The following is an 11,919-nucleotide window of genomic DNA, read 5'->3' as shown; positions in this document are numbered from 1 at the left end:
GATCTCGGCCGGGCAGGGCACGCGAACGGCAGGGCAGGGCCACGGCAGGGCATGGTTCCGGCCGGACCGCTCCATGAGGAGGAGGGAGTGGTGCGGCCCGGCCGGAACCTCACTACACCAGCTGCGGCCGGGACCGCGCTGTCCCTGCCCTGAGCAGACTCTGTGAAGTTGTGGGCGATCGGTGACGGCAAATCCGGCCTGGTCCTGTCCCCGTCGCCGTCGCTGTAATAGGTTCGGCGCCATGCAGGTACAGCTTCGACACAACCCCTCGTTCACCGTGGCCCGATGCGTACTGGCTCCGGGTGAGCCGCTGCGGGTCGAGGGTGGCGCGATGATCGCCCACAGCGGCGGCATGCAGCTACAGGCCAAGGCGGAGGGCGGCATCCTCAAGGGTCTCAAGCGAGCCGCGCTGGGGGGTGGATCGTTCTTCATCACGACCTACACCGCACCTGATCAGGGTGGCTGGGTCGACGTGGCGGGGGTGCTGCCCGGTGACGTCACCTACATTCCGATCTCGCCCGACCGGCCGTTCTACATCACCCGAGGTAGCTGGATCGCCAACTCGTACGGTGTCGAGATCGACACGCAGTGGGGCGGGATGGCCAACATGTTCGGCGGCGAGGGCGGGTTCGGCTTCCGCGCCACCGGTGACGGCCTGGCCGTGGTGAACGTCTACGGCGCCATCGACTACCTCGACCTGCAGCCTGGCGAAGTGGTGACGGTCGACACCGGTCACGTGGTCGCCTACGACCTGCACATCCAGTTCCGGATGCGCCGCGCGGTGGAGGGCAAGACGTTCCAGTCCATGAAGTCCGGTGAGGGCTACGTCTTCGACTTCGTCGGTCCGGGTCGGGTGCTGCTCCAGACGCGCAACCCCAACGCCTTCGCCGAGTGGGCCGCCTCCGTCGCGCCGGGCAACAACCCGCGCGAGGGCCTGGGCGGCGCGGCCGGGCTCGGTGGGCTGCTCGGTCGCTGAGCCGGTCCGAGCGCCGGGTAGGTTTTGCAAGCGAAGAACGACCGCGTTGGAAACCAGTCGCGCTGGAATCAGTCGAGTACGCCCGGAGTGTGAGCCATGAGCCAGCCCTTGCCGCAGCGCCCGTCCTACCAGGCCTTGAGCGCGCACTACCTGAGCGCGAAGGATCTGCACCTGCGCGACTTGTTTGCCGCCGACGCCGAGCGCGGCACGCGCCTCGCGGTCGAGTTCGAGGGGCTGTACTTCGATTACTCCAAGCAGCGGGTGACGGAGGAGACGATCGACCTGCTGATCAAGCTCGCCGAGGAATCGGATCTGGACGGACGCCGCGCTGCCATGTTCTCCGGTGAGCACATCAACATCACCGAGGACCGCGCGGTCCTGCACACCGCGTTGCGCGCCCCCCGGGACGCCCACATCTCCGTGGACGGGCACGACGTCGTGCCGGACGTCCACGAGGTTCTGGACCGGATGGGCGCGTTCGCCGAGCGGATCCGCTCAGGCGAGTGGACCGGTCACACCGGAAGGCGAATTCGCAACCTCGTCAACATCGGTATCGGCGGCTCGGACCTGGGGCCGGTGATGGCCTACGAGGCCTTGAAGCATTACAGCCAGCGGGATCTGACCTTCCGATTCGTCAGCAACGTCGACGGCACCGACTTCGTCGAGAAGACCCTGGACCTGGACCCGGCCGAGACGCTGTTCATCGTCTCGTCCAAGACCTTCACCACCCTGGAAACCATGACCAACGCCACGACCGCCCGGTCCTGGTTGCTGGCGGGGCTGGGCAGCGAGTCGGACAACAGCCCGGTGGCCAAGCACTTCGTGGCCGTGTCCACCAACGCGGAGAAGGTCGCCGAGTTCGGCATCGACACCGCCAACATGTTCGGCTTCTGGGACTGGGTCGGCGGCCGGTACTCGATGGACTCCGCGATCGGGCTCTCGACCATGATCGCGGTCGGCCCGGACGGATTCGGCCAGTTGCTGGGTGGTTTCCACTCCATCGACGAGCATTTCCGCACGGCGCCCTTGCGCGAGAACATTCCCGCGCTGATGGGATTGCTGACGGTCTGGTACTCCGATTTCTTCGGCGCGCAGACCCAGGCCGTCCTGCCCTACGACCAGTACCTGAACCGGTTCCCGGCCTACCTGCAACAGCTGACGATGGAGTCCAACGGCAAGTCGGTGTCCCTCGACGGGGCACGCGTGGACTACGCGACGGGCCCGGTCTACTGGGGCGAGCCGGGCACCAACGGACAGCACTCTTTCTATCAGCTGATCCACCAGGGGACGCTGACGATCCCGGCCGACTTCATCGGCTTCTGGCACACGCTCAACCCGGTCGGTGAGCACCACGACTACCTCACGGCGAACGTGTTTGCGCAGACAGAGGCGTTGGCCTTCGGCAAGACCGCAGCGGAGGTGCTCAAGGAGGGGGTGGACGAATCCCTCGTTCCGTTCAAGGTCTTCGAGGGCAACCACCCGTCCTCGACCCTGATGGTGGACAGCCTGACGCCGTACACCCTCGGTCAGTTGATCGCCCTGTACGAGCACAGCGTCTTCACCCAGGGCGTCGTGTGGTCGCTGGATTCCTTCGACCAGTGGGGCGTTGAGCTGGGCAAGGTGCTGGCCCAGCGGGTGATCCCCGAGTTGCAGGACACCGCCGAGCCGCAGTTGCACCACGATTCGTCCACCAACGAACTCATCCACCGGTACCGCGCCGCCCGCCCCGCCTGAGCCTTTGACGGCTTTCGCGGCCGGAATTCTCGTTCTGAGGCCAGATTCTGAGTATTCGGGCCGCGAAAGCCCGGGAGGCCGGGGAGGCGGGGGAGCGGTGCGTTAGGCGGGACGGCGGCGGCTGCGCACCAGGTGGATCAGCGTCGGCAGGACGGACAGGACGACGACGGCCAGCAGGATGATGTCGATGCGCGGTTCGATGTTCTTGCGCACGAACTCGATGTGACCCAGCCAGTAGCCGAGCAGCAGGACGCCACAGGTCCAGACGATGCCTCCGATCACGGAGAACAGCACGTAGATCGAGTAGCGCATTCGGGAAACACCGGCCATGACGGTGGCCACGGTCCGCACGATCGGGACGAAGCGAGCGAGCAGGATCGTCCCGGCGCCGTAGCGGTCGAAGAAGGCCTGCGACCGCGTGACGTATTCAGGCTTGAACAGCCGTGAACGAGGACGATCGAAGACGGCGGGGCCGGCCTTGGCGCCGATCCAATACCCGACGATATTGCCCAGGATCGCCGCGATCGGCAGGGTCACGAGCAGCACCCCGAGTGATGGCGTGTTGATCTTCGGGTCGTTGACCGCGATCAGGACACCAGCCGAGAACAGCAGGGTGTCCCCGGGCAGGAAGAAGCCGATGAGCAGCCCGCACTCGGCGAAGATGATGATGAGCAGGCCCGCCAGGCCGTACGTCCCGATCAAATGATCTGGCGACAGTGGACTGGCCAGGATCTGGTGAGACTGCGCGTGCAACAGTTCGGCGGCGTACTGGGGCGTCGTCATGTGGTCTGAGTCTACGGAGCCGATTCTTCGAGTCTGATGTGAACCGCAGAATCTGCTGAGAACGCCGCATCCACAGAATTCGTACAGCAAGCTCGAAGACTCGTCAGAAGACATCGTCGGACAGTTGAGCCATGAACAACTCCGGACACTCCCCAGTCTCGCTCAACCGGCGCATCAAGCTGGCCATCGGTGGCGTCATTGCCGCCAGTGCGGCCGCGTTCGGCTTGTTCGTGGAACAGGCCGCCGCGACCCAGAATGCCAGCGGATCGGGAGCATCGACGACGGGCACGACCTCCGGTACGACCTCGAGCGCGGCTCCCACGAGCAGCAGCCCCAGCGACACGGCCACCGGGTCCGCCAGCGCATCGAGCTCGACCAGCACCGGCTCGACCAGCACCGGCTCGACCAGCACGGGGTCGACCAGCACGGGCTCGACCAGTACGGGCTCGACCAGCACCGGGGCGGCGTCCACGGGCGGTTCATCGGTGTCCAGCGGCAACAGCAATCAGCAGACCAACGGCGGGAGCAACGGATCATGACTGCATCGGTGATTTCCAGGGTCCCGCAGGCGAGCCTGCCGACCGCCACCTGGAGCGACTGGAGTTGCCTCGTCCGCGTCGTCGTCACCGACGCGAAGGCTCTCGAGCCGGCGGTCAACGACGTGCGCGCCCTGATGAATCGGGTCGAACGGGCGGCAAGCCGGTTCCTGACCGAGTCCGAGATCAACTGGGCCAACATCAACGCCGGACGTCCGGTGGCGATTTCCCGCACGATGGTGCATCTGATGGAGACCGCGCTCACCGAGGCGCGGCGCTCCGATGGGGCTCTTGATCCCACCGTGGGACGTGACCTCGTCCGGCTGGGCTACGACCGGGACATCCACTTCGTGATGGACTCCTCCGACGAGGTCGCCGCACGGCCCTCGCTGGCTATGCGCGCCGGCCGGATCAGTGCCACGGCGACCACCGTGGACCGGCGTCGAACGGATTGGGGCGACGTCCGGCTCGACCCGTTCAGCGGCCTGCTGACCGTGCCTCCGGGTGTGTCGCTGGATCTCGGCGCGAGCGCGAAGGCGCAGGCCGCCGACTGGGCCGCGGCCGATCTGCGGGACCGGTACGGGTGCAGCGTGCTCGTCGAGATCGGCGGAGACCTGGCCGTCGCCGGGACCAAACGTGACTGGCAGGTACGGGTCGGCGAGCGGGTCGATGCGCCCGGTCAGCAGGTCACTCTCGGGGCCGGTGGCCTGGCGACCTCGACCACCACGATTCGGCGCTGGACACGGGCGGGGCGCGAGGTCAGCCATATCGTCCATCCTGCGACGGGTAACCCGGTCTCCGGACGCTGGCGAACGGCGACGGTCGCTGCCGAATCGGCCGTGCACGCCAACACCTGTTCAACCTCGGCCCTCGTCCTCGGCGACGAAGCGCTGGCCTGGCTGGCCGGTCAGGGCGTCGCTGCGCGCCTGATCGACCGCGAGGGGTCGGTCGTCACGATCGGTGGCTGGCCGTGCTGACCTGGTACCTGGCTCGAGGCGCGGGTCTGGCGGCATTCGCTGCGTTGAGTGTGGCCACCGGTCTCGGCGCATTCGCGGCCAGGCGTACCTCGATGCCGGGACGGGGTGCCCTGTCCAGAAGAATCGTGCTGCAGTACGTGCACCGTGCGGCGGCACTGTCCGGCGTAACGCTGCTGATCGCCCACATCGCCTTCATTCTCGCCGATTCCTACGCCCGGGTCGGCTGGATCGGCGCCTTGGTCCCGATGACGTCCGGCTACCGGCCGTGGCCGGTGAGCCTGGGCGTTCTCGGTCTGTATCTACTGGTCGCCGTATCGGTCACCGGAGCGTTGCGATCGAGATTTGCTCAGTCGGCTAAAGGGGTCCGGGCCTGGCGTGGTGTCCACCTGCTGTCCTACGTGGCGTGGGTCCTGACGGCCGGACACTTCCTGTTCACCGGCAGCGACTCGGGAACCTGGTGGGCTCGCGCCGTCCTGGTCGCCGGCAGCTCGGTCGTCGCGGCCGGTGTGCTGGCGCGGTTGTCCGACCGTCCGCAGCTCGGGCGCCGGAGCACGATCGCACCAGCCGCCTTGACGTCCCGACCCGCTCGGGCCCACCACCACGTTTCCGTATGACCCTGCGAGAAGAGGAGCTGTTCATGACCGCCGTGCTTGATCCTGCCCCGGTGGCGTCGTCGGGCGCCGCGGCTCAGTTCGACAGTGGGGCCATTCCGGTGGGCTGGCTCGGACAGCCCCAGCTGCTGCGCGGAATCGACCGCCGCGACCTCACTGACTACCGGCAACACCTCGCCGAGCACGAGGCATTCGGTTCGCCGAGCACCGCGCAGCTGCTGGACCTGCTCGACCAGGTATCTCTGGTCGGCCGCGGAGGTGCCGCGTTTCCGTTGGCGCGCAAGCTGCGTTCCCTCAGCAACCCGCAGGGCGGCCGGCGTCCGGTGGTGGTGGTCAACGGGTGTGAGGGTGAGCCGTCCAGTGCGAAGGACTTGTTGTTGCTCGGCTCCGTGCCGCACCTGGTTCTCGACGGCGCCGCGATCGTCGCCGAGGCCATCGGCGCGGACCGAATCGTCGTCGCCGTCACCGACGTCAGTCTCCGCGTACGACTGAGCCAGGCGCTGCGCGGACGTCCGGACGCAGGCCGGTTCGAGCTGCACACGCTGCCGGATCACTTCGTCAGCGGTGAGGCCCGTGCCCTCGTCGCCGGATTGAATGGCGAGCCTGCGTTGCCGCCGGGGCGGCGCGTGATCCCCACCGTTCGCGGCGTCGATGGGCGGCCGACGCTGCTGTCCAACGCTGAGACCTACGCCCAGCTTGCACGCCTGGTTCGGGTCGGGGCACCCGCGTTCGCCGCGCAGGGAACGGCAAACGAGCCTGGTACGACCTTGCTGACCGTGACCGGCGCGGTGGCCCGTCCGGCGGTGCTCGAAGTGCCGCACGGGATCAGCGTGGGGGCGGTGGCCGAGGTGGTCGGCGCCGCTCGCAGCCAGGCGGTCGTCGTCGGTGGGTTCCACGGCGCGTGGCTGGACGCGGACCCCGCCCTGGTGCTGGGGCGTGTGGAGCTCGCCGCGGCTGGCGGCACCCTCGGCGCCGGCGCGCTGACCTTCCTCGGTGAGCACACCTGCGGCCTCGCCGAGCTGACCCGGGTCGCTCAATGGCTGGCCGGCCAGTCGGCTCGGCAGTGCGGACCGTGTGCGTTCGGGCTCCCCGCGTTGGTGGACGATCTCACCGCGCTGACGGCTGGGCGAACGGACGCGACTCTCGCTACCAGGCACGCCTCCCTGGTACGCGGGCGTGGTGCTTGCGCTCATCCGGACGGGGCCTCCAGGTTCGTGCTGAGCGGCCTGCGGGTATTGGCTGACGAGGTTGCCCGGCACCGCCAGCTCGGCGGGTGCGGACGCGTCGACGCCGGCGACCTGCCCCTGTCGCGGGCTGCCGCGTTCCGCATCGCCGCTGGAAGGAAAGGCCGATGAGGTCCCCTTCCTCGACGCCGACCGGGCTGACCATCGACTGGAGCCGTTGCGATGGGCACGGCTTGTGTGCGGCCTTGCTGCCGGATGCGATTTCCCTCGACGATTGGGGCTATCCGGTTATCGATGAGCGGCGGTTGACCGAGCAGTCGGGTGGCGACGTCCGCCGTGCGGTCAGCGTCTGTCCCGCCTTGGCGCTGCGGCTTTCGGTCGAAGGCTAGCCACGCGGTTTTTGGCTCCTAGAAATTCGGTGTGAGGTTCTGCGACACAGCCCCGCGAGTGGTCCGTCCAGGTAGCAGAGGGAGCGCCCCCCGCGCTCCCGTTTGCCCTGGGCTCCGGCCCCCCACTCAGCCAGGGGAGCAACAATTATGGAAAACCGTCGTGCGTTCGCGATCGCGGTCGAGGCGTTCAGGCGCCGCTACCTCGTGTTGATCGCGGTGTTTTTGATGGCGCTCACGGTGCTTTCCGTATTTCGGCCTGCGAAGGCGCACGCCGATACACCGGCCTTTCTCTGTGGCGGAAATACCGTGTACGCGCTGAGCGTCGACGGTGCGTTCTATCAAATCGACTCCAGCACCGGTGCCTACACGACGGTGGGTCAGATCGCGAACGCAGTGCGTTCGGCTAACAATGCGCTGGCGTTGCCCTCCGGCGGTGGCCAGTACGCATGGTATTTCGGCGCCGGCAGCGTGCACCGGTACGACATTCAGGCGGGCACCAGCACGGACTTCCCGATTGCTATCGATCCCGCCGCCGGTGGAGGCATTGTTGGCGGAGCCTTGAACCCGGCGAACGGGATCTACTACCTCGCGCAGGCCGGGAACCATGCGGATGACCGAAACACGACAGATCCCGTGCCGTGGCCGCTCTACGGATTCGACACCAACACCGACACCTTCATCGGGCAGGTCGGCAGTTTGGCTGGGCTCTACAGCAACGGTGACATCGCCTTCGACCCCCGGGGAAACCTCTACGCTGTAAGCAATGGGTACGTGGCCAGCCCCACCGACCTCACCTACCCGCCCGGCCCCTTGGTCCGCTACCGCGCGCCAATGCCCACTACGGCCGGTACGACAGTGCTGGCGCCGAGGCAAATCGCCATGATGCCCGACGAAGGTGGCGCGTACAACGGCATTGCCTTCGACGGCAACGGCCGCCTCGCCATCACCGTCACGGGAACGGTGAAAGGACAGGCCGTTCAAGGGGACGGGGTTGTGCTCAGCGTCAGTCCTGCCGACGGATCGGTTTCAAACACGGACGGGTTCCCGTTGAGCCCTGGTGCGGTCGATCTTGGTACGTGTTCCTATCCGAAGTTGATTTCGGCCGAGAAGGATCTTCCGAGCGGGCGTGCCGCAACGGCCGATCAGTTCACCATGACCATCACCGGCGGCGGTATCCAGAGCGAGAACATCGGAACGACCGAAGGTACCGACAGCGGCCTGCAGGCCGACAGCGATGCCGAGATCGCTGGCCCGTCACTCGGGCTTGGTGGGACGACGTACACCGTCAGCGAGACCGGTGCGAGTGGAGCAAATCTTGCTGCTTACACGGCGTCGTGGGTCTGCGTTGACAGCGCGAACAATAACGCGCCGCTTGGTTCCGGTGCCGGGACGTCCGGAACGTTCACCATGCCTACGGACAATGCCGAGTCGGACGTGATGTGTACGTTCACGAATACACCGATCGTGCCGACGGCGAGTCCGGCGACCTCGACCGGTCCGCAGGGTCAGCCGCAGTCGGGTACGCCGACGTTCACCCCAGGTGACCCGTCGGCGCCGATGGATCCCTCGACGACCTCGATCGGTGTTCCCTCCAGCCCGGATGCTGGTGTTTCCTACACGCCGAACCCGGATGGCTCGATCAGTGTCAGCAAGGACGGCACACCGATCGGTAGTTACGTCAAGGACCCGGTGAACCCGGGCACGATCATCTTCACGCCCGACCCGGCGTTCATCGGGACGGCACCGCCGATCACGGTGACGCAGCAGGACAAGAACGGCACTCCGGCGACGACGACGTACACGCCGACGGTGACACCGTTGACCGATTCGGGATTGACGGTGGTGAAGTCCTCGTCCACGACGAGCATCACGTCGGTCGGCCAGCAAGTTCCCTACGAGTTCTTGGTGACCAACACCGGTCCTCTGACGATGTCGAACATCACGGTGACCGATTCGCAGGTGTCGCCGGCCCTGGATGGGTCGTTGTCGGTGATCGCCTGCCCGCAGACGTCGCTCGCTTCGGGTGAGTCGGAGACCTGCACCGCGACCTACACCGTCCAGCAGGCCGACCTCGACCACGGCTCGGTCAAGGACACCGCGGTTGCGCAAGGCACGCCACCCGGGACGGCCCAGCCGGTCACCTCGAAGCCGTCGACGCTGAAGATCCTCGTCGCAGACGCGAGCGTCACTGGCACTGGCACTGGCACTGGCACTGGCACCGGCACCGGTAGCGGCACAGGCACCGACTCCGGGCACCACGGCCACCCCGCGACCGGATCCGGGTCGCTGGCCTGGACGGGATCGGCAGCACGAACCCTCGCCGCTTCGGCAGCTGTGCTACTGGCCGCTGGCGGATTCCTGCTGGTCCTTGCTCGCCGTCGTAGGACACGGACCGGCGACTGATGCCCATCTGAATCAGCATTGCGCGGTCCGAAACGCCAGCTTCCCCCGTTAGCCTGGACGTTTCGGGCCGCGCAGTGCGCTTAGGGCCGGCGCCACACCCGCCGGTGCCACATCCGCCGCCCTCGCGAGCTCCGCGAGAAGTTCCCGTTCCTTGACCGCGTCCAGTCCAGGGGTGCGCGCTGACGGTCGCCAGCCGCCTTCGACGCTTTGCATCCACGCCCAGACATCCCGCAACGTCTGCGTGATCGGACGGGTGGACAGGCCGGCCGCCTCAGCCTGCGCAGTGTCGTGCGCCCACAAGCTCGGGGCTTCGGCCGGTGGCACCCACAGCGGGATCTCCGTCCACGCCTCGACCTTGCCGGCCAGTGCCACATCGTCGATCCAGGTGAACGTGGCGTCGGAGCCGGTGACTTCCTTGGCTCCGGCCAGCAGCTCGTCCCAGCTGATCTGATCCGCCGGACCGGTTACTTCGAAAACGCCGGCCGCCCGCAGGAGCGCGAACTCGGCGATGTCGCGGGCGTCGATCAGCCGAAGGGTCGCGGTCGGACGGCCGGGAACGAGGACCTCGCCACCCCGCGCAACCCGGTGCAGCCACCAGGGCAATCGCCCGACGCCGTCGTGGGGTCCGACGATGCATCCCGCCCGAAGCGCGGTGACCCGTGCCTGGCCGAAGATGCGGCGGACCGTGTTCTCGGCTTTGACCTTGCGCCACCCGTACACCTCATTCGGCTCGAGCCCGGCGGGTTCGTCCGCGTCGGCGGGCGCGTCCCACTCAGCGCGAGAGTGGTAGTCGACGTCTTCAGGCCAGCCGGGGTAGGCGTTGATCGAGGACACGTAGGCGTAGTGGCCCGCCGTGGGTTCGAGGACCGTAGCGCTGGCGCGGGCGTGGTCGGGATCGTAGGCAGTGTCGAACACCAGATCGAAGTGGCGTCCGGCCAGCTGGCGCAGGTCTGTGTCGATGCCGCGGTCACCGGTGACGGTCTCGACGCCGTCCACCGGGGTGCCCGTCCGGCCTCGATTGAAGACAGTGACCGTGTGACCCCGCGCAACGGCCGTCTCGGCCATCGCCCGGGACAGGAAAACCGTGCCGCCCAGTACCAGAACGTCCATCGAGCAACCAGATCACCGGCTCGACATCACGGCAAGCCGTGTTCGCTGCGGGCGCACCGAGGGGCAGTGCAATACTCGCCACCAGATCGTCATCCCTCGCGACACCTATTTGAACCGACGGAGACCTCCATGCCCATCGCAACCCCTGAGATCTACGCCGACATGCTCGACCGGGCCAAGGCCGAAGGCTTTGCCTATCCGGCGATCAACTGCACGTCGTCGGAGACCGTCAACGCCGCGCTGAAGGGCTTCGCCGATGCCGGCAGTGACGGCATCATCCAGGTCTCCACCGGCGGCGCCGAGTTCGCCTCCGGCCTCGCGGTCAAGGACATGGTGACCGGAGCCGTCGCCCTGGCCGAGTTCGCCCACGTGGTCGCGGAGAAGTATTCGATCAACGTCGCTCTGCACACCGACCATTGCCCCAAGGACAAGCTCGACGGCTACGTCCGGCCGCTGCTGGAGATCTCCCGCAAGCGCGTCGAGGCCGGCCAGAACCCGCTGTTCCAGTCCCACATGTGGGACGGCTCGGCGATCGGTCTGGACGAGAACCTGCAGATCGCCCAGGAGCTGCTGGCCAAAGCGGCCGCGGCCAAGATCATCCTGGAACTGGAGATCGGTGTGGTCGGCGGCGAGGAGGACGGCGTCGTCGGCGAGATCAACGACAAGCTCTATACGACCGACGCCGACTTCCTGCAGACTCTCGATGCCTTGGGGGACGGGGAGAAGGGCCGTTACATCCTCGCCGCGACCTTCGGCAATGTTCACGGTGTCTACAAGCCCGGCAACGTGAAGCTGCGTCCGGAGGTGCTGAAGAAGGGGCAGGAGGCCGCGGCCGCCAAGCTAGGCCTGGCGCCCGGAGCCAAGCCGTTCGACCTGGTCTTCCATGGCGGATCCGGCTCCCTGGCGTCCGAGATCGCCGAGGCGGTGTCCTACGGAGTCGTGAAGATGAACGTGGACACCGACACCCAGTACGCCTTCACCCGTCCGATCGCCGGGCACATGTTCGCCAACTTCGACGGCGTCCTCAAGATCGACGGGGAGGTCGGCAACAAGAAGGCCTACGACCCGCGGTCCTACCTCAAGGCGGCCGAGACCGGCATGTCCGCCCGCGTCGTCGAGGCCTGCGAAAACCTCGGCAGCTCCGGAACCCACGCCTGACCCCCGCCCGCCGCCCCCCGCGTTCCCGCTTTCGCGGCCCGAATACTCAGATTTGACG

11 protein-coding genes are annotated in these 11,919 nt (G+C 67.2%); 8 read left to right on the top strand and 3 right to left on the bottom strand.

From position 1 onward, the window contains the following. The first annotated feature begins 241 nt into the window (after positions 1 to 241). Both M6D93_RS18840 and pgi read left to right on the top strand, forming a co-directional pair. A complete protein-coding gene (locus tag M6D93_RS18840) occupies positions 242 to 976 on the top strand; it encodes a TIGR00266 family protein (protein ID WP_249771694.1) in 735 nt (244 codons plus the stop codon). A 96-nt stretch (positions 977 to 1,072) separates the two neighbouring features. Beyond that, on the top strand, positions 1,073 to 2,710 hold the full coding sequence (pgi, locus tag M6D93_RS18835) for a glucose-6-phosphate isomerase (protein WP_249771692.1): 1,638 nt from the start codon (positions 1,073 to 1,075) through the stop codon (positions 2,708 to 2,710). A 102-nt stretch (positions 2,711 to 2,812) separates the two neighbouring features. Here the strand turns inward: pgi and M6D93_RS18830 are convergent, their stop codons facing one another. After that, positions 2,813 to 3,493 carry a DedA family protein gene (locus M6D93_RS18830; RefSeq protein ID WP_249771690.1) on the bottom strand — a complete coding sequence of 227 codons (681 nt, stop codon included), beginning with the start codon at positions 3,491 to 3,493 and terminating at the stop codon, positions 2,813 to 2,815. 103 nt (positions 3,494 to 3,596) lie between these two features. Beyond that, positions 3,597 to 3,965: a hypothetical protein gene (locus M6D93_RS18825; RefSeq protein ID WP_249771688.1), complete on the bottom strand. Its 369-nt coding sequence runs from the start codon at positions 3,963 to 3,965 to the stop codon at positions 3,597 to 3,599. Between the two features lie 63 nt (positions 3,966 to 4,028). On the opposite strand from M6D93_RS18825, the gene M6D93_RS18820 reads away from it, so the two are divergent. The 5 genes from M6D93_RS18820 to M6D93_RS18800 all read left to right on the top strand — a co-directional run bounded on the left by M6D93_RS18820 (position 4,029) and on the right by M6D93_RS18800 (position 9,593). Further along, complete coding sequence (locus tag M6D93_RS18820; protein WP_249771686.1) at positions 4,029 to 5,006, top strand: FAD:protein FMN transferase; 978 nt, start codon at positions 4,029 to 4,031, stop codon at positions 5,004 to 5,006. Next, positions 5,000 to 5,620: a ferric reductase-like transmembrane domain-containing protein gene (locus M6D93_RS18815; RefSeq protein WP_249771684.1), complete on the top strand. Its 621-nt coding sequence runs from the start codon at positions 5,000 to 5,002 to the stop codon at positions 5,618 to 5,620. The genes M6D93_RS18820 and M6D93_RS18815 overlap by 7 nt, the downstream gene beginning before the upstream one ends. Positions 5,621 to 5,643: 23 nt before the next feature. Continuing rightward, a complete protein-coding gene (locus M6D93_RS18810; RefSeq protein ID WP_249771683.1) occupies positions 5,644 to 6,972 on the top strand; it encodes an NADH-ubiquinone oxidoreductase-F iron-sulfur binding region domain-containing protein in 1,329 nt (442 codons plus the stop codon). After that, positions 6,969 to 7,190, top strand: a complete 222-nt coding sequence (locus M6D93_RS18805) for a ferredoxin (RefSeq protein ID WP_249771681.1) — start codon at positions 6,969 to 6,971, stop codon at positions 7,188 to 7,190. The genes M6D93_RS18810 and M6D93_RS18805 overlap by 4 nt, the downstream gene beginning before the upstream one ends. A gap of 147 nt (positions 7,191 to 7,337) precedes the next feature. Continuing rightward, positions 7,338 to 9,593: a DUF7507 domain-containing protein gene (locus M6D93_RS18800; protein ID WP_249771679.1), complete on the top strand. Its 2,256-nt coding sequence runs from the start codon at positions 7,338 to 7,340 to the stop codon at positions 9,591 to 9,593. Positions 9,594 to 9,641: 48 nt separating this feature from the next. On the opposite strand, the gene M6D93_RS18795 is transcribed toward M6D93_RS18800, so the two are convergent. After that, entirely contained in the window at positions 9,642 to 10,703 is a 1,062-nt protein-coding gene (locus M6D93_RS18795; protein ID WP_249771677.1) for an NAD-dependent epimerase/dehydratase family protein, read from the bottom strand. A gap of 129 nt (positions 10,704 to 10,832) precedes the next feature. Here M6D93_RS18795 and fbaA point away from each other — a divergent pair, with 129 nt between their 5' ends. Continuing rightward, entirely contained in the window at positions 10,833 to 11,861 is a 1,029-nt protein-coding gene (gene fbaA, locus M6D93_RS18790; RefSeq protein ID WP_249771675.1) for a class II fructose-bisphosphate aldolase, read from the top strand. Positions 11,862 to 11,919: the final 58 nt, after the last annotated feature.

This window comes from Jatrophihabitans telluris (genome assembly GCF_023516435.1).
Lineage (GTDB): Bacteria > Actinomycetota > Actinomycetes > Mycobacteriales > Jatrophihabitantaceae > Jatrophihabitans_A > Jatrophihabitans_A telluris.
Note: the sequence above shows the minus strand (reverse complement) of the source record. Positions and strands in the feature narration are given on the sequence as shown.